This is a genomic window from Sphingobacterium sp. UBA5670 (assembly GCF_002420705.1).
Lineage (GTDB): Bacteria > Bacteroidota > Bacteroidia > Sphingobacteriales > Sphingobacteriaceae > Sphingobacterium.
The window spans coordinates 1-21,720 of sequence record NZ_DIIM01000023.1; the positions used below are offsets into that span (position 1 = coordinate 1).

Annotated in this window: 20 protein-coding genes; 13 read left to right on the top strand and 7 right to left on the bottom strand. The window is 40.9% G+C overall.

Translation table 11 applies throughout. The features are described from left to right. The first annotated feature begins 184 nt into the window (after positions 1–184). The 9 genes from B3C94_RS20905 to B3C94_RS20945 all read left to right on the top strand — a co-directional run bounded on the left by B3C94_RS20905 (position 185) and on the right by B3C94_RS20945 (position 10,524). Complete coding sequence (locus B3C94_RS20905) at positions 185–775, top strand: hypothetical protein (RefSeq protein ID WP_293907382.1); 591 nt, start codon at positions 185–187, stop codon at positions 773–775. 297 nt (positions 776–1,072) lie between these two features. Beyond that, on the top strand, positions 1,073–2,041 hold the full coding sequence (locus B3C94_RS20910) for a formylglycine-generating enzyme family protein (protein ID WP_293907384.1): 969 nt from the start codon (positions 1,073–1,075) through the stop codon (positions 2,039–2,041). A gap of 26 nt (positions 2,042–2,067) precedes the next feature. Continuing rightward, positions 2,068–3,381 carry a Gfo/Idh/MocA family oxidoreductase gene (locus tag B3C94_RS20915; RefSeq protein WP_293907386.1) on the top strand — a complete coding sequence of 438 codons (1,314 nt, stop codon included), beginning with the start codon at positions 2,068–2,070 and terminating at the stop codon, positions 3,379–3,381. 11 nt (positions 3,382–3,392) lie between these two features. Further along, the gene (locus B3C94_RS20920; RefSeq protein WP_293907388.1) at positions 3,393–4,415 is read left to right on the top strand and encodes an FAD:protein FMN transferase; all 1,023 of its coding nucleotides are present in this window, start codon (positions 3,393–3,395) and stop codon (positions 4,413–4,415) included. Between the two features lie 16 nt (positions 4,416–4,431). Further along, entirely contained in the window at positions 4,432–5,355 is a 924-nt protein-coding gene (locus B3C94_RS20925; protein ID WP_293907390.1) for a hydroxypyruvate isomerase family protein, read from the top strand. A gap of 95 nt (positions 5,356–5,450) precedes the next feature. Next, the gene (locus B3C94_RS20930; RefSeq protein ID WP_293907527.1) at positions 5,451–6,695 is read left to right on the top strand and encodes an MFS transporter; all 1,245 of its coding nucleotides are present in this window, start codon (positions 5,451–5,453) and stop codon (positions 6,693–6,695) included. Between the two features lie 41 nt (positions 6,696–6,736). Continuing rightward, positions 6,737–8,422 (top strand): GMC oxidoreductase, encoded by a 1,686-nt coding sequence (locus tag B3C94_RS20935; RefSeq protein WP_293907392.1) that lies wholly within the window; start codon positions 6,737–6,739, stop codon positions 8,420–8,422. Between the two features lie 19 nt (positions 8,423–8,441). Continuing rightward, a complete protein-coding gene (locus tag B3C94_RS20940; RefSeq protein WP_293907394.1) occupies positions 8,442–9,875 on the top strand; it encodes a Gfo/Idh/MocA family protein in 1,434 nt (477 codons plus the stop codon). A gap of 19 nt (positions 9,876–9,894) precedes the next feature. Next, complete coding sequence (locus B3C94_RS20945; RefSeq protein WP_293907396.1) at positions 9,895–10,524, top strand: gluconate 2-dehydrogenase subunit 3 family protein; 630 nt, start codon at positions 9,895–9,897, stop codon at positions 10,522–10,524. A gap of 48 nt (positions 10,525–10,572) precedes the next feature. Here B3C94_RS20945 and B3C94_RS20950 read toward each other — a convergent pair whose 3' ends face one another. Beyond that, on the bottom strand, positions 10,573–11,298 hold the full coding sequence (locus B3C94_RS20950) for an acyl-[acyl-carrier-protein] thioesterase (RefSeq protein ID WP_293907398.1): 726 nt from the start codon (positions 11,296–11,298) through the stop codon (positions 10,573–10,575). A 323-nt stretch (positions 11,299–11,621) separates the two neighbouring features. Between B3C94_RS20950 and B3C94_RS20955 the strand changes: the two genes are divergently transcribed. Beyond that, positions 11,622–11,888 carry a hypothetical protein gene (locus B3C94_RS20955; RefSeq protein WP_293907400.1) on the top strand — a complete coding sequence of 89 codons (267 nt, stop codon included), beginning with the start codon at positions 11,622–11,624 and terminating at the stop codon, positions 11,886–11,888. 102 nt (positions 11,889–11,990) lie between these two features. Here B3C94_RS20955 and B3C94_RS20960 read toward each other — a convergent pair whose 3' ends face one another. The 6 genes from B3C94_RS20960 to panB all read right to left on the bottom strand — a co-directional run bounded on the left by B3C94_RS20960 (position 11,991) and on the right by panB (position 19,299). After that, positions 11,991–13,292 carry a TolC family protein gene (locus B3C94_RS20960; protein ID WP_293907402.1) on the bottom strand — a complete coding sequence of 434 codons (1,302 nt, stop codon included), beginning with the start codon at positions 13,290–13,292 and terminating at the stop codon, positions 11,991–11,993. Positions 13,293–13,299: 7 nt separating this feature from the next. Beyond that, positions 13,300–16,383, bottom strand: coding sequence for an efflux RND transporter permease subunit (locus tag B3C94_RS20965; protein WP_293907404.1), 3,084 nt, complete (start codon positions 16,381–16,383; stop codon positions 13,300–13,302). Positions 16,384–16,389: 6 nt separating this feature from the next. After that, positions 16,390–17,451: an efflux RND transporter periplasmic adaptor subunit gene (locus B3C94_RS20970; RefSeq protein ID WP_293907406.1), complete on the bottom strand. Its 1,062-nt coding sequence runs from the start codon at positions 17,449–17,451 to the stop codon at positions 16,390–16,392. A 184-nt stretch (positions 17,452–17,635) separates the two neighbouring features. Next, positions 17,636–17,788 carry a 30S ribosomal protein THX gene (locus B3C94_RS20975; RefSeq protein ID WP_293907408.1) on the bottom strand — a complete coding sequence of 51 codons (153 nt, stop codon included), beginning with the start codon at positions 17,786–17,788 and terminating at the stop codon, positions 17,636–17,638. Between the two features lie 83 nt (positions 17,789–17,871). Continuing rightward, positions 17,872–18,474 carry a hypothetical protein gene (locus tag B3C94_RS20980; protein WP_293907410.1) on the bottom strand — a complete coding sequence of 201 codons (603 nt, stop codon included), beginning with the start codon at positions 18,472–18,474 and terminating at the stop codon, positions 17,872–17,874. A 9-nt stretch (positions 18,475–18,483) separates the two neighbouring features. Next, positions 18,484–19,299: a 3-methyl-2-oxobutanoate hydroxymethyltransferase gene (gene panB / locus B3C94_RS20985; protein ID WP_293907412.1), complete on the bottom strand. Its 816-nt coding sequence runs from the start codon at positions 19,297–19,299 to the stop codon at positions 18,484–18,486. Positions 19,300–19,382: 83 nt separating this feature from the next. Here panB and B3C94_RS20990 point away from each other — a divergent pair, with 83 nt between their 5' ends. The 3 genes from B3C94_RS20990 (at position 19,383) to pyrF (ending at position 21,703) form a co-directional block, all read left to right on the top strand. Further along, positions 19,383–20,126: an RluA family pseudouridine synthase gene (locus B3C94_RS20990; protein WP_293907414.1), complete on the top strand. Its 744-nt coding sequence runs from the start codon at positions 19,383–19,385 to the stop codon at positions 20,124–20,126. Positions 20,127–20,252: 126 nt separating this feature from the next. Continuing rightward, positions 20,253–20,846 (top strand): TlpA family protein disulfide reductase, encoded by a 594-nt coding sequence (locus B3C94_RS20995; RefSeq protein ID WP_293907416.1) that lies wholly within the window; start codon positions 20,253–20,255, stop codon positions 20,844–20,846. Positions 20,847–20,866: 20 nt separating this feature from the next. Next, a complete protein-coding gene (gene pyrF, locus B3C94_RS21000; RefSeq protein ID WP_293907418.1) occupies positions 20,867–21,703 on the top strand; it encodes an orotidine-5'-phosphate decarboxylase in 837 nt (278 codons plus the stop codon). The last annotated feature ends 17 nt before the right edge of the window (positions 21,704–21,720 follow it).

Genomic DNA, 21,720 nt, shown 5'->3' on the forward strand with positions numbered 1-21,720 from the left:
CCAATAAGGAAGATAACATGCTTATAGAACCTGTATTTTACACAAGGATGGGGCTTGGAAAAGGATGGAAGCTGCAATATACAAACGGCATGGTATTCGGTTTTAAAAGCAATACCTATTTAAAGGCAGGCTACCCATTGTTTACACTGGGAGTTTTATATAAATTTGGAGGAAAATAGCAGCTATGAGCAAAAAAAAATTATTTGGATTTCTAGTGGTGCTGGGTTTATTTATTTCCGGTTGTGGTGTGAATCGGCAAAAAGCGCAGATCGAGAATTTGGCAAAATGTAAGTTCGATGTGGAATCTGTGGATAGTATCCGGCTGGCAGGAACCTCTTTACAACGGCTGATCAGGAATAATCAGATTGACTTGGGGGCAGCTCCCAGTCTGGCATTAGCTTACTTGCGAAAGGATATCCCGCTCGATGCAGTTATTCGGCTTAAAATAGATAATCCGACGCTGAAGAAAGCGTCCATTAATAAATTTCAGTATATCATTCTCTACGGCGGACAGCAACTTGTTGAAGGGATTGTCAATCAATCTTTACAAATAGAGCCCGGACAATCTACTGTCGCAAATGTGCGTATTGCTACCAATATCTATGATTTGTTGAAGAATTCGGATTTGCAGGATTTTTTAATGTCAAGCGATGAGAATAAAAAGGGAATATTTACGTTAAAAGTTAAACCTTCTATCAATATCGCTGGACAATCTGTGTTCTATCCAGGCTATATTACTATAGATAAAGCGGTAAGCCGCAAGATTCTGCTTTAACACAATCAATCGAGCGAAGATATCAAGGTTTTTCATGAAAATGGAAAACCTTTTTTATTGGTGAGAAAGGTCCTTTGGTTATGCTTCCATAACTGTAGGTGCCCGTGAAATCATGAAGATTTTTGTGATAGTTTTTTCACTTGTTGAGATCTTTTGATGGCAATAGGTCATTTTTGCTAAACCGTTATGACGAATGGACTTTCTGTTAAGAATTAAACTGTAATAAAAAAGTTATAGTGTCAAAGTGTAAAGTATACACCTTATTTTATATTTTAGTCTTTAATTACAAACCTAAATATGTTAAAAAGAATCTTTATTCCCGTTTTGTTATTTGCTGGCGCACATGCTATGGCTCAGAAGACGTTCGAACCCTATGAGCAACCCATTGAAGGAACTAATCTAACGTTTAAAATGCTGGCAATTCCCGGCGGTAATTTTAAGATGGGAACTACAAATGGAGGAAAAGAGGATGAGAAACCTGCACATGAGGTTAAATTAGATCCATTTTGGATGGGACAGTACGAGGTAACCTGGGATCTGTTTGAACCATTTCTGTATAAAGATTATGAAATTGCAAAGAGTAAGGATGGAAAAGTATCAAAAGAAATTGATGCTGTTACCCGACCCACTAAGCCTTATTTAGATATGACTTTTGGTTTTGGAAAAGAAGGGCATCCAGCCTTGGCGATGACTCATTATAATGCTATCCAATTCTGTAAATGGCTTTATGTTCGGACGGGTGTATTTTATCGTTTACCTACAGAAGCTGAATGGGAATATGCGGCTAGAGCTGGCTCAAAGACAACTTATTTTTTTGGTGATCAAGCGACACAGTTAGCTGAATATGCTTGGTTTAAAGATAATGGTGAGCAAAAAACGCATATTGTAGGACAAAAGAAACCTAATCCTTGGGGGCTTTATGATATTTATGGAAACGTTGCCGAATGGACTTATGACCAATATAAATCCGATAGTTACAATGAAGGCAAAGGGAAGGTATTGACCAATCCTGTCACTGTTCCAACAACCTTATATCCACATGTTGTACGCGGCGGTGCTTTTGATAGCTCGGCAGAAGACCTGCGTTCGGCTGCCCGCGGCGCATCAGATCCTGTCTGGAAACAATTGGATCCGCAAATTCCCAAAAGTAACTGGTGGTTTCCAGAAGCACCATTCGTAGGTATGAGACTGGTACGCCCCCTAAATCCACCTAGTCACGAAGAAATTATGGCTTATTACGACAAACAGCCAATCAAAGACTTTTAATATCAAATAATCAATATAAAACTGTTATGGAAAATCTAGAAAGAAGAGATTTTATTAAAACTTCTGCCGTAGTAGCTGGTGGCGCTATGTTGAGCTCATTGCCGTTATCGGGTGCTTATGCTGCGGGCTCAGATGTCATTAAAGTTGCGCTAGTGGGCTGCGGGGGACGGGGAACCGGAGCTACATTTGATGCGCTTAGTTCAGGGATGAACATTAAAGTGGTGGCACTCGCGGATGCTTTTAAAGATAATTTAGAAAGTACGTATAAAACGCTGAAAGAAAAGTGGCAAGATAAGATCGACGTGAGTGATAATCATAAATTTGTTGGATTCGATGCTTACAAAGATGCAATTCAATTGGCGGATGTGGTGATTTTAGCGACTCCTCCAGGATTTAGACCAACTCATTTTGAGGAAGCAATCCGTCAGGGTAAACATGTTTTCATGGAGAAGCCTGTAGCTGTTGATATCCCTGGTGTACAGCAGGTTATACGTGTGGCTGCGGAAGCCAAACGTAAGAAATTGAACGTTGTTGTTGGTTTACAACGCCGTTATCAAACGAATTACCGTGAGGCCATCAAACGTATTCACGAAGGTGCAATCGGTGATGTTACATCGGGACAAGTGTATTGGAACTCTGGTGGAGTGTGGGTACGTCCACGTAAACCAGAACAAACCGAAATGGAGTATCAAATGCGTAATTGGTATTATTTCAACTGGTTGTGTGGCGATCATATCGTCGAGCAGCACGTTCATAATATCGATATTGCCAACTGGGTGAAAGGTGCTTATCCCGTATCTATTCAAGGTACCGGAAGCAGGGCACACCGTACAGGTAAAGAGTATGGTGAGATCTATGATAATTTTGCATTGGAGTTAACCTATGCTGACCACAGTGTCGTATATAGCCAATGTAGACACTTCGAAGGTATACATAACCGTGTCGATGAACAGTTCCAAGCGACCAAAGGACGGGCTTATCTTTCGGCTGGCGGACAGGCGGTGTTGTACGACTGGAAAGGAAAAGAAATCTACCGTCATGATGCCAAGGGCAATCCAAACCCTTATCAACAAGAGCATAAGGAACTTTTTACGGCAATTTCAAAGGGTGAATATAAATTCGATAATGCTGAATATGGTGCTTACAGTACATTGACGGGTATTATCGGACGTATCGCTTGTTATACAGGTAAGGTAATCAAATGGGATGAGGCATTGAAATCTACCATCAAATTGGGACCAGATGTGCTTGCTTGGGATGCCAAACCAAAATTGCTTCCAGATGCAGAAGGTTTTTACCCGGTAGCGATGCCTGGTCAAAACACCAACTTATATATTTAAGCTTTGGGCCGATGGGATTCAAGTGGAATTTGTGTCTTCTATTTTTTATCACGATTTGCTGCCTGCATTCAGCGGCACAAACAGCAGGAATGGAGCTGCACAAAATCCGGCTTGAGGGACCCGCGCAAGGAACTCAATTCCATATCACTTACTTCGCTTCCGACAGTCTTGTTAGGCGGTCGGAAGTTGATCGTATTTTAACGACGATTGACTTGTCTATGTCGATTTATCGCAAGGATTCGAAAATATCGTTGTTCAATACCGATTCAGTTATGTCTATCGTGATGGATAATCACATGGCCAAAGTGATAGCGGCTTCCTTTAAATATAATAAATTATCGAATGGTCAGTTCGATATTACTATTGCCCCGCTTGTTGATCTGTGGGGCTTTGGTGCAAATAAAAGTCAGATCAATCCTGATTCGGCTACCGTTTTGAAAGCTAAAGAACTGGTGGGTATGCAATACCTTAAGGTTAAGGGGGATCGGTTGATAAAGAAGAAAAAGGGAGTTAAAATTGATGTCAATGGTATTGCCCAAGGGTATACGGTTGATGTTTTGGCAGATTATCTCGAGGGAAAGGGAATTGCCAATTATATGGTGGAGGTCGGAGGGGAGATCCGGACCTTGGGGAGTCCTCCCGGAGGAAAGGGTTTTTCGATAGGAATTGTTCAGCCTGATGACGATAAGGGGGAGGAACTGATGACTGCTGTTGCACAGCTCAACGAGGGAGCGCTCACAACAGCGGGCAGTTTTGAGAAGTTTGTTCGCTATAAAGGTAAAAAATTGGGGCATCATATTGACCCCGTTTCAGGGTTTCCATACATGACCGACATATTGAGTGTAACCGTCTATGCCAAGACCGCAATGGAGGCGGATGCGCTGGATAACTTTTTTATGGGCATGGGACCTGAGCAAATTTTGACAAAGGCCAGAAAATTGAAAGATGTAGAGGTTTTTGTCATTTTTAAAAATAAAAATCAGTCCATTCAAACAATTTATTCGGATGGATTTGGTAAATTATTTAAAAATTAATCAATTATAAAATAAAATGAAGAGATCGGATTTTATTAAGGGTAGTCTTTTGGCCGCCGGGGCAGGACTAGCTGGGCAGACTTTTGCGTCGACAACACAAAATGCAGCAAATATGATGGATAAAGGTAAAACATTCAACTTAAATTATGCTCCGCATCAGGGGATGTTTAAAAATCACACAGGTGATAATTTTCTGGATGAAATTCGTTATATGTATGATCTCGGCTTTCGTGGAATAGAAGATAATGGTTATTTGGGCAGAACATTGGACGAGCAGAAGAAGATAGGGGATTTATTGGCTAAGTTAGGCATGACCATGGGTGTATTTGTTGTGGATGGCGGACAAAACTGGATGCCTTCTTTAGCGACGGGTAAACAGGAGTATTTAGACAAGTTTGTGGAAACATGCAAAAAGTCTGTCGAAGCTGCCAAGCGTTGTAATGCAAAATGGCTTACGGTAGTACCTGGCTTTTATGAGAGAAAACTGCCTTGGGGTAATCAGTTTAGCAATATACTTACGGCGATGCGTAAGGGGGCGGAAATTTTCGAACCGCATGGCCTGGTGATGGTCTTGGAAACTTTAAGTGATACACCGGATCTGTTTTTGCAGCAAACGCATGAGACTTATGCCTTATGTAAGGCTGTCAATAGTCCATCCTGTAAAATCTTATATGATATCTATCACATGCAACGTACCGAAGGTGATTTAATCGCAAATATGAACCGCTGCTGGGATGAAATTGCCTACATCCAAATTGGCGATAATCCAGGAAGGAAAGAACCTACGACCGGTGAGATCAATTATAAAAATGTTTTCAAACATATTCATAGTAAAGGATATAAGGGAATCATGGGAATGGAACATGGCAATTCAAAGCCTGGCAAAGAGGGTGAGGACCGCTTGGTGGCGGCATATCGCGAGGTCGATAGCTTTTTGTAATATTTTAATAGTGTACTATTGACAATTAGATTTAATTTCTTAAATTGAGCTGGTAAAACCAATTAGTAGTATTGTAAAACACCATTTTTTTTATGATTTCATCAACAATAAAATTTAAACTATCCTTTATGATGTTCCTCGAATTTTTTATTTGGGGGGGATGGTTTGTCACATTAGGAACCTTCTTGAGCAAAAATCTACATGCAACAGATTTTGAAATGGCCAATGTGTTTTCAACACAATCTTTGGGTGCTATTATCGCTCCCTTTATTGTCGGAATGATTGCCGACCGTTATTTTAATGCGGAGCGTATTTTGGGTGTTTTGCACTTGGTCGGTGCTGTGTTAATGTATCAGATGTATGGTGCAGCCGATATGTCTACTTTTTATCCGTATGTATTGGCTTATATGGTACTTTATATGCCAACATTGGCCTTGGCAAGTTCAGTTTCTTTTAGACAATTGACCAATCCAGAAAAACAATTTTCAGGTATACGTATATGGGGGACAATTGGTTGGATTGTAGCAGGTTTAGCAATTAGTTATATCTTTAGATGGGATGCTGCTGCATCTGAAGGTGCTTTGAAAAATACCTTCTTAATGTCGGGTGTAGCTTCATTGGTACTAGGGGTATTTTCGTTCGCATTGCCTAAAACGCCACCGGTTAAACTGGATGAAAACGAAAAACCGTCTTTCGCATCAATTATTGGTCTGGATGCGATTAAATTGTTGAAAGACAAAAACTTTTTGATCTTTTTCGTTTCTTCGGTATTGATTTGTATTCCATTGGCATTTTATTATTCAAATGCAAACTTGTTCCTTACCGAAATTGGATTAGAAAATCCAACAGGTAAGATGACAATTGGTCAGGCATCTGAGGTATTGTTCTTATTGGCCTTGCCAATTTTCTTTACAAAATTTGGCTTTAAGAAAACCATTTTGGTCGGTATGTTGGCTTGGGTAATCCGTTACCTTCTATTTGCTTATGGCAATGCAGGTGAATTATCGTTTATGTTGTTGATCGGTATTGCATTGCACGGTATCTGTTATGACTTTTTCTTTGTGTCAGGACAGATTTATACGGATAGCAAAGCAGGTGTTAAATACAAATCAGCAGCACAGGGCTTGATCACTTTGGCAACTTATGGTGTTGGACAGTTGATCGGTTTCTGGGTAGCAAGTTATGTTGGAGATAAGTACAAAGAATTGAAAGCAACTGATATGGCGGCATTCTGGAATCATACCTGGGTTGTCCCTGCAGTTATCGCAGCTGTTGTGTTTTTTATCTTTTTAGCTCTATTTAAGGACGAAAAGATTGATAGCACAAATGCTGCACACTAAACAGAAAAATAACTATTTAAAAACAAATAATTAGAAGAGAGATGGCAACAAATACTTATGACGCAATTGTAATCGGTTCGGGGATAAGTGGCGGATGGGCTGCGAAAGAATTGACAGAGAAAGGGCTGAAAACAATTATGCTAGAGCGTGGTCGCAATATCGAACACATCAAGGATTATACTGCGCCAAATAAAAATCCATGGGAATGGCCTCATGCGGGCGGTCGTACGCAACAAATGATCGAAGAGTATCCGGTCCTGCGTAGAGATTATCCACTAAATGAGAAGAACTTGGATTTTTGGGTAAATGAAAAAGAGAGTCCATATACCGAAGTAAAACGTTTCGACTGGTACCGTGGGTATCATGTTGGGGGGCGTTCTTTAATGTGGGGAAGACAATCTTATCGTCTGGGCGATCTGGATTTCGAAGCTAACTTAAAAGATGGTCATGGTGTAGATTGGCCAATTCGTTATAAAGAAATTGCCCCTTGGTATAGTTATGCCGAAAAATTTGCGGGTATCTCTGGAAATAGAGATGGTGTACCATCTTTACCAGACGGAGATTACATGCCGGCAATGGCCATGAACATAGTTGAAAAAGATCTGGCTGAGCGTTTGAAAAAACAATACGGTGGCCAACGTCATTTCATCATGGGTAGAACAGCCAACATTACTGTTCCACATCATGACCGTGTAAATTGTCAATATCAAAACCAATGTTGGTTGGGTTGTAATTTTGGTGCTTATTTCAGTACACAATCTGCGACTTTACCAGCAGCTAAAAAAACCAATAATCTGACGTTACGTCCTTTCTCAATCGTTACTAAGATTATCTACGATAAAAACACGAAAAAGGCAAAAGGTGTCGAAATTGTTGATGCTGAAACAAACCAAACTTATGAGTTCTTCGCGAAAGTCATTTTTGTCTGTGCATCGGCATTGAACTCGACTTGGGTATTGATGAATTCAGCTACGGATGTTTGGGAAGGCGGTCTTGGTAGCAGCAGCGGTGAGCTTGGTCATAATTTGATGGATCACCATTTCCGTTGCGGTGCCGGCGGTAAAATTGACGGTTATTTAGATAGCTATGTATTTGGACGTAGACCTACAGGTTTATATGTTCCTCGTTTTGTAAACGTAGAAGGCGATACCAAAAAACGTGATTATGTGCGTGGATTTGGTTACCAAGGTGCTGCGGGCCGTGGACGCTGGTCAGGTGCTGTTGCAGAGATGGAAGTCGGTGGGGCTTGGAAAGATGCTATTTGTGAACCAGGTGACTGGACAGTAGGTTTTACAGCTTTTGGAGAGACATTACCTTACCACGAAAATAAAATTACACTTGATAAAAGCAAAAAGGATAAATGGGGATTACCTGTATTATCATTTGACGCGGAGATCAAAGATAATGAATTGAAAATGCGTGGTGACATGCAAAATGAAATGAAGGAAATGCTGGAGAGCATTGGCGTAAAAGATACTTATACCTACGATAATGTTTATGGTTTGGGCCAAGGTATCCACGAGATGGGAACTGCGCGTATGGGTCGTGATCCGAAGACTTCGGTATTGAATGGAAACAACCAGGTTTGGGATGCATTGAATGTTTTCGTAACGGACGGTGCATGTATGACTTCTGCAGGTTGTGTCAACCCTTCATTGACGTATATGGCACTTACTGCTCGTGCTGTTGACTTCGCAGTGAGCGAATTGAAAAAAGGTAACATCTAATAGCTAAAGATTGATAACAATGGAAAATAACTCAAATAAGACGAGCAGAAGAGGTTTTATAAAGAGCGCAGCAACAGCTGCCGCGGCTTTTATGATCGTCCCTCGCCATGTATTGGGCGGAAATGGCTTTACAGCTCCAAGTGACAAATTACAAGTAGCAGGTATTGGTGTAGGGGGTAAGGGTTTTAGCGATATCAATGCATTTCACGATTCAGGCAAAGCAGATTTAGCTTTCTTGTGTGATGTGGACGACCGCCGCGCAGCTGGTGCGTTGAAACGTTACCCAAAAGCAAAATATTATAAAGACTACCGTGAAATGTTGGACAAGGAGCACAAACGTATCGAAGCCGTTTCTGTATCTACTCCAGATCATCAACATGCGATTCAGGCACTTGCCGCTATGCAATTAGGCAAACACGTGTATGTTCAAAAACCGTTGACACACGATGTTTGGGAGGCGAGAGCCTTGACGCATGCAGCTAAGAAATATAAAGTGGTGACCCAAATGGGAAATCAAGGTGCATCGAATGATGGACCACGTTTTGTCCGTGAGTGGTACGAAGCAGGTTTGATCGGTGATGTACATACTGTATATTGCTGGACAGATCGTCCGGTATGGCCTTCAGGTATTGCATGGCCTACAGGTAAAGCCGAAATCCCAAAAGAATTGGATTGGGATCTTTGGTTAGGTACTGCACCGTATAAAGAATATGTCGATAAATTGGTGCCTTTCAACTGGCGTGGCTGGTGGGATTACGGTACCGGTGCATTGGGCGATATGGGCTGCCACTTATTGGAAGTTCCTTTCAGTACCTTAGGATTGACTTATGTACAAGATGTACAGGCAACGGTCGGATCGGTGTATGTGGATGAATTCAAACGTGGATATTTCCCTGAAAGCTGTCCTCCGTCAAGCCATGCGACCTTGACATTCCCTAAAACTCCGCGTACAAATGGTCCTGTTACTTTGCATTGGATGGATGGTGGTATTCAGCCTGCACGTCCTGATGAATTAGGTCCAAACGAAATTTTTGGTGACGGTGGTAATGGTATCTTACTCGTTGGTACAAAAGGTAAAATTCTTGCTGATACTTACGGTCAGAATGCGCGTTTATTGCCGACTTCCAGAAAAGAACAAGTCGCGCAGAAATATGCCCGTGTACCAGGACAAGAGGGTGGCCACTATGCACAATGGGTAGAAGCTTGTCAGGCCGGATATGGCAAGAAAGAAGTGAGCTCGCCATTTGAAATCGCAGGTCCGTTGACAGAAGCCTTATTAATGGCTAATCTGGCGATCAGAGGTGCTGATTTACGTATTGATGGTAAATACCCTGGACGTAACCTGAAGTTGTTGTGGGATAACGATAACATGCGTGTCACAAACTTTGATAACGTCAATCAATATGTTAAACGTAATTACAGACAAGGTTGGGAAATGAAATATAATTTCTAAAATTAAGATATTTAGTAGTATGAATAGAAGAGAAGCATTACAACGAGTTGCCTTAATTTTAGGAGGTACCGTTATCGGCGCTAATTTATTTTTGGAGGGTTGTACTCGTTCGGCAACAAAAGATGTACAGGCATTATTTGAAGCGAAGACAACTGATTTATTAGGTGACTTGGCCGAGGCAATCTTACCGGCTACCGCGACTCCGGGAGCAAAAGAAGCAGGGGTAGGCAGTTTTATTCCTGTCATGGTTCGCGATTGTTATACAGAGAAACAACAAAAAGCATTTTTATCCGGTCTAGCAAGTTTAGATGATAAGGCAAAAGAAGTGAAAGGAAAACCTTTCTTAGAACTTTCTGCTGAAGATAGAACAGCTGTAGCGGCGGCTTTGGATAAAGAAGCCAATGAGTTTAATAAAAAACAGGCCGAAGATCAAAAAGATATTCTAGAGAAAAATAGAGAAAAACAAAATCAACTGTACAATTATGTTGAAAATGATCCACCACACTGGTTCACGATGTTCAAACAATTGACATTGACTGGTTTCTTTAATTCAGAATTGGGTTGTACCAAAGCTTTACGTTTTGTGAAAATCCCGGGACGATTTGATGGTAACCTTCCTTACAAAAAAGGAGACAAAGCTTTTGCATAGTAAAGAATGCAAGGTGTAAAATAAGAAAGGAGGCTTAAGCCTCCTTTCTTATTTTGTTTCAATTGCTAGCGCAAAATGGATGCGTTGCTGTTTAGTAACGGTCATAAAGTAACCTTGGTCTGTAGAATCACCATTGATTTCTACGGTATCGTTATGACGCAGTTCACGCAGGTAGTTCATTTCAAGAGATTTGATCTGATTGGTCAGCACAAGCTCAATGGGTAGCCTGTCCATGCACCAGTCTAGGTATTTTACATTGTTGGCGTGATTGACAATATCCAGATCGGAAAGCTTAACGATATATTCATCGATATTTTTGACCGCTTGGGCGATGTCCAGTTTTGAAAATGGCCGCTGTGTTGCCGGACGATCAGGATAAGTCGTAAAATCGTCAGTCGGAATTGCAAGATTTTCGGAACTCCTTTTCACGGTATTGATCACCGCCCAATAACTGGTTGCCGCTACATAAAGCTGTCCATTGACCGTAATTTCGAAATTCCGGGTGGAGCGTGCGCCCTCTAACTCCTGAACCCAAGTTTTCACCTTGACAACATCTATCCATTTGGGCAATCTCGTAATCTCAATCCGCATACGGCTAAGTACCCAGGTTTGGTTGTGCTTGGCCATCTCTTTAAAACCGAATCCGGCGGCATTGGCATGTTCTCCAGCGGTGAGTTGCAGGATATTGGACAAATCGGAGAAACGGATGCGACCGTTGGAATAGCATTGGGTAAAATAAATTTCCCACTCTTTTTCAAAAACAGATTTTTCCATGTATCGTGAATTTTTGTTAAAAATAGATAATATGAATGATTTGGGCTGTAAATTCAAAATGAAATGACACTATATTTAGATATCTCCTTATAAATACTTGCAGAGCTTGCCGACAGGTCTCAAAGTGGTGCAATGTACCTAAAGTGCAATCGTTTTTTTATTGTAAAATAAATGATAGTTTTCAATTATTTAATTGATTATTATCACGGGAATAGGTAGATTTAAATAAGCCAATGGCAGAAAGAGATAAAATAAGATTGGCTTTGTAGCGTTATAAATAGAGTAGCGCAAAACAATATATGTACACATTAAATGCTAGTATTATGGTTGGAGAACTAATAGCTAAAGAGGAAATTCCTCAATTTAAATTTATCCCGGCGAGTGAAGATAAGACAGCGACTTTTATGGATAAATTGAAAGGGGCACTTCGGTTGGGAAATGAATTTAAATCCAAGACTGAAATTGCCTTTCAAACAGATTCCGGACCAAAGCGTATCGAAACCACCGTATGGTCGTTAACCGATAGATATATTCAGATCAAAAGCGGAGTTTTGATACCGCTGAAATCTATTATAGCAATTGACTATTAAACATAAGATCGAAAGGCTCCTGATTCCAGGAGCCTTTCGATTTATATTCGTCTCCCAGTCTGAAAAGGGGAAAAGAGGTCTTTAAGTGTCTCTGAAGAATTTCTAATAAGTCTCACCTGTTAGCTCTTTTAAACGTATTTCAGCTACCTTAGCATCGTATTGGGCTGTATAACTGCGAGTCATTACATTGATATAGTTTAACTGTGCCGTCCTTACCTCCAATGTGGTGATGGTACCAATACGGAATTTATCCATGGTGATGTTTAGATTTTCTTTTGCCAGCTCCTCATTTTTTCGTTCTACATTGGCCAATTCGATATTGGTGATGTAGGTTTGGAATAATGTTCTGACCTGGGCTTGGATATCTTGTTTTTGTTGCTGTATCTGTAGCTCTGTACCCTTCATCTGGAATTTGGCAATACGCTCATTTCTATTTTGCAAAAATCCATTAAAAATATTCAGGGAGGCCGATACGCCATAAGTAAGACCTCTGTTTTTATTTTCTGTGGAGAAGCCAAGTGAAGAATGCGATTCATTCCAGTTGTAGCCACTATTTAAACCAATTTTGGGGTAACGTTCGGCCTTAACTGCTTTTAAGTTGAGTTCGGCTACACGATTGTTGATGATGGCAAGCTGAATTTGTGGATTTTGTTGGTCGGCAATTTCGATCAGATTCCCCAATTTAAGATCCGTATCAAGTTTCATTTCGTCTTCAATTTGAAAATCCAGGCTTAAGTCCCGCGTCATTAGTTGATTGAGGTATGTCTTGGTATTTTTGAAGCTTTCCTGCTGTCTAAGCAGGTTGGTTTGATCGGTATTCAGATCGACCTTTGCATTGAGAAGATCAAGCTTGGAGCCCTTTCCGATCTCCAGTCGGTTTTCAGCTAAGGTAACACGGTATCTTGATAGGGTAATTGTTGTATCAAGTGCATTAATCAGGCGTTTTTGCTGCACCAGATTGTAATAGGTCGCCATGACTTCACTGAGCTGGGTAATAACTTCATATTTAATCTCCGCTTCTCCCTGACGCTGTATTTCCTTGAATCGGTCACGGCGGGCAAACATTCCTAGTCCGTCAAATATCGTCCAGTTTAAATTGACTCCATAAGACATGTTGTCATTTTTTGCATTGGAAATCTGCTGTACCTGTCCATCGGCTCTGACCTGACGTGAGTTTTGGATTGAATTGCTTCTATTGAATGTGCCGGTTACGGCAGGGAGCATGCCGGCACTTCCCAAGCTGGTATTCTCGCTGTCTATATTATTATCATTTTTAGCCAGGAGAATATTGAAGTTATTGCTCAATGTCGTTTTCAGTGCATCTTCCAAAGTCAGTACTTCTTGCGCACGAGCTTGAAACATGATGGAGTAAAGCAATACTAGTAGGATGAAATTTCTCTTCATGTCTTAATTATTCGTAGCTTTTAATATTGTCAAATTCAGGTCTATGCTTTTTCTGTCTCGACCACATGTAATAAATCGCTGGGATAATGAAAAGAGTCAAGATAAGGGAGAATATTGTACCTCCTACGATAACAACCCCCATCCCGATTCTACTGGTGGATGCTGCGCCCAGTGACATAGCGATCGGTAATGCGCCTAATGCAATTGCCAAACTGGTCATTAAGATTGGTCTAAGGCGTGATTCGGCGGAGTGCATGATCGCTTCAAATTTTTCCATGCCTTCTTCTCGCATCTGATTGGCAAATTCGACAATCAAGATACCATTTTTGGTTACCAGGCCAATGAGCATGATTGTTCCAATTTGACTGAATATATTCCAGGTTTGATCGAATAACCATAGACTTATTAAGGCACCTGCAACAGCCATCGGTACCGTAAGGATAATGATAAATGGATCGAGAAAACTCTCAAATTGGGCTGCCAAGATCAGGTAGATCAGCAACAGCGCAAGACCAAAGGCAAATAAGGTATTGGAACTACTTTCTACGAAGTCACGAGATTCACCGCTCAGGTCGGTTGTAAAGCTCTGATCAAGCACTTTTTCTTTGATTCTGTCCATGGCGGCAATCCCGTCGCTCATACTCATGCCCGGTGCCAAACCGGCAGATACTGTAGCCGACATGTAACGATTGTTGTGATATAGCTGGGGCGGACTGCTTTCTTCCTTGACACTGACAACGTTGTCTAATTGAATAAGCTGCCCGAGGTTATTGCGTACGTAAATTGAAGAAAGATCAGTTGGTGTAGCTCTGCGGTCGTTTTCAACTTGGCCGATGACCTGATATTGCTTCCCGTCACGCATAAAATAGGCAAAACGCTGACCGCTTAGCAATAGTTGCAAGGATTGGGATACATCAAGCACGGAAACCCCCAGGCTCAGCGCTTTTAGACGGTCAATTTCCACATGCAATTCGGGCTTATTGAACTTCAGGTTGATATCCGTGGTAGAGAATGTCGGATCGCTGTTGACCTCATTCATAAATTCGGGGATCTTTTCCTGAAGCTTTTCAAAATTCTGTGCCTGGATAATGTATTGGACGGGTAATCCGCCTCTGCGGTTCATGGATATTGTCGGGGATTGTGAAACATTTACCCGGACAGCGTCGTATTGTTTCGTCCATTTGCTAAGCTCCTTGGCAATATCGTCCTGCGATTTTTTGCGTTCACTCGGATCAACCAGTGTCATCCGTATCCTTCCGGAGTTGACTGAACTTGCACCGAAACCCGGAGAAGTAATGTTTAGACTAATTTTATTTTCGGGAATGGAGTCGTAGACTAGTTTGTCCAGTTCCTGCATGTAGCGGTCCATATATTCATAGGTGGCACCTTCTGGCCCTGTAACATTGACAGAAATGTTGCTCCTATCATCATAGGGTGCAGTCTCCTTTTTAATGGAAGAAAAAAGGATTCCGATAATCACAAAGCAGATAATCAGCACCGGAAAGCTTATCCATTTGAATTTCATGAATTTTTCCAGTGCATTGGCGTAACCTTTATTCATTTTGACGAACATAGGTTCTGTCCAATTGTAAAATTTAGTCTTTTTATGCCCCCCGCTTTTTATTAAATATGCATTGAGCATAGGAGTGAGGGTTAAGGAAACAAATGCGGAGACCAAAACGGCGGAAGCAATGACAACGCCAAACTCGCGGAATAGCCGTCCCACAAATCCCTGCAAAAATATCACGGGTAAAAAAACCGCCGCAAGCGTAATGGAGATAGAAATAACAGCGAAGAATATTTCCTTTGATCCTTTTAAAGCCGCTTCGATAGGAGACATCCCTTCCTCAACTTTCTTGAAGATATTTTCGGTTACCACAATACCATCATCGACAACAAGTCCAGTCGCGAGAACGATTGCAAGCAGCGTAAGTACATTGATGGAAAAGCCAAAAATATACATGATGAAAAATGTCGCAATCAAAGATACCGGAATATCCAATAAAGGTCTTAGTGCTATACCCCAGTCACGGAAGAAAAAATAAATAATCAAGGTAACTAAGATGATTGAAATCAACAATGTTTCTGCAACTTCTTCAACGGATTTTTTAATGAATGTCGTATTATCAGAGGCAATGTTGAGAACGATATCCTGCGGTAGATCTTCTTTGATCTGATCGAGCATTTTATAGAAATTGTTGGCAATATCGAGGTAGTTAGTCCCGGGTTGTGGAATGATAGCGATACCAACCAATTGCTTGCCGTTGCTGACCATTTTCGTCTCTAGATTTTCAGCATCTATTTCCGCCCGGCCAATGTCGATAAACTTGACAATGCGGCTGCTATCGGCCTTAAGGATAATATCGTTGAATTGTTCGGGCGTAGAAAGGTTTCCCACCGTTTTCACGGTAAGTTCGGTCGTGTTGCCGACAATTTTTCCGGAAGGGAGTTCAACGTTCTGGTTATTTAATGCGGTACGGATATCCGAAGCCGTGATGCCATAAGCAGCCATACGGTCGGGATTGAGCCATAAACGCATGGCATACCGTTTTTGACCATAGATCTGTGTGCTGCTGACACCGGGAATGGTTTGCAGCCTTTCTGAAATAACATTTTCGGCGTAGTCGCTCAGGGAGAGCTTATCACGTGTCTCACTTTGAAGTGTCAAAGTGATAATTGGATCGGAATCGGCATCCGCTTTCGATACAACAGGTGGAGCGTCAATATCCTGAGGAAGACTCCTTACCGCTTGTGATACTTTATCGCGGACATCATTCGCAGCTTCTTCGAGGTTTTTCTGTAAATCGAATTCAATGGTAATGTTGCTGGATCCCTGATTGCTCGAGGAAGAGATATTCCGGATTCCGTCGATTGAGTTTATGGCCTTTTCCAAAGGCTCCGTAATCTGAGATTCGATGATGTCTGGATTTGCTCCGGCGTAATTTGTCCGCACAGAAACAATTGCTGGGTCAATGGAGGGATATTCGCGTACACCCAGAAAGCTAAATCCAATGTAGCCAAATAATATGATGGTAATATTGACTACAATAGTTAAGACGGGGCGTTTAATGAAAACTGCTGATAAATTCATGTACAACTAGTTAGCTAATGATACCTTAACTTTTGCTCCATCTTTTAAAGACAGGACTCCAGTGGTTAAAATCGTGTCGCCAGCACTAATGCCAGATAGAATGACAATGTCTTTGTCGGTACGAGCACCTGTTTCAACTTTGACTTCCTTGGCAAGGCCATGTTGCATTACAAAGACTTTTTTTCCATCCTGTATGGGCACTATAGCTTCGGTGGGTATGGAGATGGCATCGTTTTCAACTTCGATGGGGACGATAACATTGACAAAGGAACCTACTTTTAATTTACCTTGTTCATTATTTGCCCTGGCACGTACGGTGAGTGTTCTTGTATTAAGTGATACTTGCGGTTCAATGGCGTAAATATTTGCTTTGATGATAGTTGGATCATTGGCAACGCTGAACTCGATCGGCATATTTATCTTAACGATATTGCTGTATTTTTCCGGCACTGCAAAAGTAATCTTGACAAGATTGTCTTTCACTAAGTTTGTAATCAGGGTATTGGAAGAGACAATTGCGCCGACAGAAATATTCCGGAGTCCGATCATACCACTAAACGGGGCGCGTATAGTTGTTTTGGATATTTGCGCCCGAATAAGCTGGATCTGTGCTAAGGAGGTTTTTAAGGCTGCACTGGCAATATCAAACTCCTCTTGACTGATTGCTCCTTTTTGCAGCAAGAGTTTGGCCCGGCGTTCGTTTTCCGCATTCAGCTGATTGGTCGTTTGGGCCTGTTTTAATTGTGCCTGAAGTTCAATATCGTCTATTTTTATCAAGGGTTCGCCCTGCTTGATGCGTTGACCTTCTGCGAAGAAGATCTTTGTAATTCGACCACTTACCTCACTTCTGATTTCAACCTGCTCTTCTGCGTCAAGACTTCCCGAGAGATTAATGGATCGATCGGCGACAGAAGATTTGGCAATGATCGCCTGTGCCGGAACTGGCATGTCCTTTTTTCCATTAGGCTTATCCGCGTCCTTTTTGTCTTTTTTGGCAGTTATCAGAAAGTATCCACCTCCAAACACAGCACAGGCTAAAAGAAGGTAAATGATGGATTTTTTATTCATACGGTATATTCTCTTATGTACTTTTTACATTTAACGGGTAAATATAGGTTTATTATTATGAGGATATCGGTTGTCAAAAGGATTTTACAATACGACAAAAACCTGATTAATGGACGACAAGATAAGTATAGCGAGAACGATGGGTAATAAAAAAGCTAGAAATAAGTTTCTAGCTTCCAGTTTACTATTTTTTTGATTTTGCTTTTTGTTCCACTTCTTTTGGAGCCTCATTGTTTACTTTTGGCTTGATCGCAGCTTTTGATAAATGTGGTCTTCTTTTTCCAAAAGAACCATTCGATATTTTTCCTCTTCTGGTCTTGATATCACCTTTTCCCATAGTGTAAAATATTTTGGTTTTAACAAATTATATTGATTACCTAAATATACTACTTTCTTTTTTGATGTGCAACTCGCTCGTTTTTAAATGATTGGGAAAATGCGTTTTTGAACATCTATTTTGAAATTTTGGGCAATGGTATCGAAAAAGATGTTGTTGACGGGTTTATTTTCCGCAACTAAATAAGGAATTTCCAGTATTCTATTCTTTAGTTTGAGACGATAGTAGCCATAAAGTAACCCCTTGGTCGTTTGTATCGATTCGATCTTCTGAATAGCCTGTATATCCTGAAACATGTTAAAAGTATAATTTTCGCCTTTTAACTGTTCGATAAAGACCTCGTTGGTTTTGGCGTTGTACCAAATCTGCTGACTTTTGAGCTTACTAAAGTGGTTGTTGAACAGAAAAAGATAACCCAACAGGAAAAAGGCAATCGGAAGCAGAAACAGTACAATTTTTATCTTCATGAAGAGCAAGACGGTAATCAGAATGAGGATAATACCCATAATGGCATTGGAGATGCTCTTCTTTAGATTTGCCTGGATGACCGGAGTCGAAGCTTCAATCAACTGAAAACCTGTTTTTAAATTTCTGGACATATCCTCAGAAAGCCCAAATAGATTGAATTTTTTGCGTATCATCAGATAAGCAATAAGAATAATAAGTCCAATGACTAAAAACCGCATATTTTCCGATTAATATTGTTCGTCTTCGTTGGGGTATTGTACGGCTTTCACTTCAGCAACGTAGTTGGCTACTGCATTGGTGATCTGCTCGTGTAAATTGGCAAAATGACGCATAAATTTTGGTTTAAAATCCGCATTCATGCCAAGCATGTCATTGACTACGAGTACTTGTCCATCGCAATCCGGCCCCGCACCAATGCCCACGGTTGGAATTGTCAGTTTTTCGGTCACGGTCTTGGCTAGTCTTGCAGGTATCTTTTCTAAAACAATGGCAAAACAGCCTGCCTCCTGCAGTGCAAGTGCATCTTCTATTAATTTAGCAGCTTCCTGTTCTTCTTTTGCCCGCACCCCAAAATTGCCAAATTTATTGATTGACTGGGGGGTTAAACCGAGATGTCCGCATACAGGGATCCCTCCGGCGATGATTTTTTTGATATTTTCGATGATTTCCAAACCACCTTCCAGTTTCAATGCGTGCGCCCCAGATTCTTTCATCATACGTACAGCCGCATTGTAAGCCTCATTGGCCGAACCCTGATAGGATCCAAAAGGCAAATCTGCGAGTACCATGGCACGTTCGGTACCTCTGGCAACAGCCGCTGCATGGTAAATCATATTGTCGAGGGTGATAGGCAGGGTGGTTTCGTAGCCAGCAAATACATTGGCCGCAGAATCTCCAATCAAAATAACGTCAACACCAGCTTGATCTACCATTTTGGCCATGGAGTAATCATAGCTTGTAAGCATAGAAATCTTCTCTTTACGTTCTTTCATTGCTTGTAGCATAGCTGTGCTTACTCGTTTCATTTCTTTGTTTACAGACATCTTAACTTATATTGTGTGTTCAAAAGTAAGCTTTTTATCATACATTGGCCAATATTCTGCCTTGTGTTTTGTATTTTTGCAAAATGATACAAAATGAGACTCGTCTATTTAAATTTCCCAAATTTTCAGAATTAATCATCCATGAGGATGAAAATTTGATTGTTATCAATAAACCGCCGTTTGTAGCATCCTTGGATGAACGCGAGGGTGGGGAGGTCAATATTCTTCGTTTGGCGAAGAAATACCATCCTGATGCACAGGTATGTCACCGTTTGGACAAAGAGACCTCGGGCATTTTATTAATTGCCAAAAACCCGGAAACGTATCGCACCATATCTATCGCGTTTGAAAAAAGAAAAGTGAATAAGATCTATCACGCCATTATAGGCGGAACGCATACTTTTCAGGATCTGCTCGTTGATTTACCAATCTTGAATCAAGGTAATAAAAATGTATCTATTGACCGTGCAAACGGAAAGCCTGCTGAGACAATCTTTAATTCGATTAAATATTATAAGAATTATACTTTAGTGGAATGCAAGCCTATCACGGGGCGTATGCACCAAATCCGTATCCATTTGGCGACACAGCACGCTGCTATTGTGGGGGATGCCATGTATCGCGGTAAGCCAGTGTATTTGTCTCAAATTAAGAAGAGGGGATATACTTTGTCTAAAGATGAAGAGGAACAGCCTATTATGAAGCGTTTCGCCTTGCATTCAAAGCATGTTGAATTTGAGTTGAACGGGAATAAGATGGTTTTTGATGCACCATATCCAAAAGATTTTGCGACTTTATTGAAGTTGTTGGATAAGTTTGATTCTTAATCGTTTAATTCTTCTGATGGTTAACCTTGTTTTAGCATTTCGGAGTTATGGAATGCTCATCGTTAATTTATATCGCCTATTGAGGGCAGGACGAGCCTTATGTGCTCATGAAATAATGGTTTACATATGAGTCCGAAGACAAAGAAAATAATCGGAAATGTTGTATTTGTACTATTTATAGGTTTGTTGATCTGGCCCACGAGTCGAAGTTATTTTCAGCAACTTTTAATGAAAATAGGCTTTTTCAAACCAAAATTGGAAGTTAATGCAGCTCCTAAAGGAGCCGTTACAGGAGCTGTGGAGAGTGTTTTCAGTGATGTGTCCTTTGTCAATTCGCAGGGTGAAACAGTTAAAGTGGGGGATTTGAGGGGTAAAGTTGTTTTTATTAATTTTTGGGCAACCTGGTGTCCTCCCTGCCGTGCAGAAATGCCTTCGATCAATGTGCTCTATGATAACTATAAGGATAACTCCAATATTGTTTTTTTGATTGTGGAGATCGAGGGTGATAAAGCGAAAGCTGAGGCGTTTGTAAAAGGACAGAAACTGACCTTACCAATTAGTTTTCCAAATAGCGATATTCCAAAAGAGTGGCTTTCGGAATCAATTCCATCAACTGTTATACTGGATAAAGAGGGGCGGGTAGCTACTCGACATGAAGGTATGGCAGATTATTCAAGCCCGGACGTAGACAAATTCATTCAAGGTTTAATCAATAAATAATTCAAGATCTTTAAATAAGCATGACAAGAGCAGAACTTATTCATCAAATAAAAGCGAAACGCTCATTTTTATGTGTCGGACTGGACACAGACTTAACTAAAATCCCAGAGCATCTTCTAGATGATGAGGATCCTATCTATAGTTTTAATAAGGCGATTATTGATGCGACAGCTGATCTATGTGTGGCCTATAAGCCCAATATTGCGTTTTACGAATGTTATGGAATAAAGGGTTGGCAATCACTCCAAAAGACCTGGGCTGCGCTGCCAAAGGATTGTTTCAGTATTGCAGATGCCAAAAGAGGCGATATCGGTAATACCTCGGGACGTTATGCCATGGCTTTTTTTGATGAAAAGACTTCTGGTCTTGGATTTGACAGTATCACCATTGCGCCTTACATGGGGAAGGATTCGGTAACACCATTTTTGGAATTCAAAGATAAATGGGCAATCGTACTTGCCTTGACTTCAAATGAGGGTAGTTTGGATTTTCAAAATTTTGAAAATAAAGCAGGACTGCAGTTATTTGAACAGGTAATCGATAAAGTCAATACCTGGGGCACACCTGATAATTTAATGTATGTAGTTGGAGCGACGCGAGGTGAGGGATTTATTAAAATTAGAGAGCATGCGCCGGATCATTTTTTATTGGTGCCGGGTGTCGGTGCGCAGGGAGGTTCACTTGAAGACGTTTGCAAATTTGGTATGAATAAAGATTGTGGACTTTTGGTAAACAGTACAAGGGGAATTATTTATGCCTCAAAAGGACGTGATTTTGCTGAAAAAGCTCGAGAAGAAGCTTTGGTTCTCCAAAAAGAAATGGAAATAGAACTGTTAAAGGCAGGTATTATTTCCTGATTTGACATTTAATAATT

Bases quoted from the DNA above. Each gene is read 5' to 3' on its own strand.
- B3C94_RS20955 (WP_293907400.1), top strand. From the start codon at position 11,622: ATGGTTGGAGAACTAATAGCTAAAGAGGAAATTCCTCAATTTAAATTT.
- B3C94_RS20965 (WP_293907404.1), bottom strand. From the start codon at position 16,383: ATGAATTTATCAGCAGTTTTCATTAAACGCCCCGTCTTAACTATTGTA.
- B3C94_RS20950 (WP_293907398.1), bottom strand. From the start codon at position 11,298: ATGGAAAAATCTGTTTTTGAAAAAGAGTGGGAAATTTATTTTACCCAA.
- B3C94_RS20935 (WP_293907392.1), top strand. From the start codon at position 6,737: ATGGCAACAAATACTTATGACGCAATTGTAATCGGTTCGGGGATAAGT.
- B3C94_RS20905 (WP_293907382.1), top strand. From the start codon at position 185: ATGAGCAAAAAAAAATTATTTGGATTTCTAGTGGTGCTGGGTTTATTT.
- B3C94_RS20990 (WP_293907414.1), top strand. From the start codon at position 19,383: ATGATACAAAATGAGACTCGTCTATTTAAATTTCCCAAATTTTCAGAA.
- pyrF (WP_293907418.1), top strand. From the start codon at position 20,867: ATGACAAGAGCAGAACTTATTCATCAAATAAAAGCGAAACGCTCATTT.
- B3C94_RS20975 (WP_293907408.1), bottom strand. From the start codon at position 17,788: ATGGGAAAAGGTGATATCAAGACCAGAAGAGGAAAAATATCGAATGGT.
- B3C94_RS20980 (WP_293907410.1), bottom strand. From the start codon at position 18,474: ATGCGGTTTTTAGTCATTGGACTTATTATTCTTATTGCTTATCTGATG.
- B3C94_RS20945 (WP_293907396.1), top strand. From the start codon at position 9,895: ATGAATAGAAGAGAAGCATTACAACGAGTTGCCTTAATTTTAGGAGGT.
- B3C94_RS20920 (WP_293907388.1), top strand. From the start codon at position 3,393: ATGGGATTCAAGTGGAATTTGTGTCTTCTATTTTTTATCACGATTTGC.
- panB (WP_293907412.1), bottom strand. From the start codon at position 19,299: ATGTCTGTAAACAAAGAAATGAAACGAGTAAGCACAGCTATGCTACAA.
- B3C94_RS20910 (WP_293907384.1), top strand. From the start codon at position 1,073: ATGTTAAAAAGAATCTTTATTCCCGTTTTGTTATTTGCTGGCGCACAT.
- B3C94_RS20960 (WP_293907402.1), bottom strand. From the start codon at position 13,292: ATGAAGAGAAATTTCATCCTACTAGTATTGCTTTACTCCATCATGTTT.
- B3C94_RS20995 (WP_293907416.1), top strand. From the start codon at position 20,253: ATGAGTCCGAAGACAAAGAAAATAATCGGAAATGTTGTATTTGTACTA.
- B3C94_RS20925 (WP_293907390.1), top strand. From the start codon at position 4,432: ATGAAGAGATCGGATTTTATTAAGGGTAGTCTTTTGGCCGCCGGGGCA.
- B3C94_RS20940 (WP_293907394.1), top strand. From the start codon at position 8,442: ATGGAAAATAACTCAAATAAGACGAGCAGAAGAGGTTTTATAAAGAGC.
- B3C94_RS20915 (WP_293907386.1), top strand. From the start codon at position 2,068: ATGGAAAATCTAGAAAGAAGAGATTTTATTAAAACTTCTGCCGTAGTA.
- B3C94_RS20970 (WP_293907406.1), bottom strand. From the start codon at position 17,451: ATGAATAAAAAATCCATCATTTACCTTCTTTTAGCCTGTGCTGTGTTT.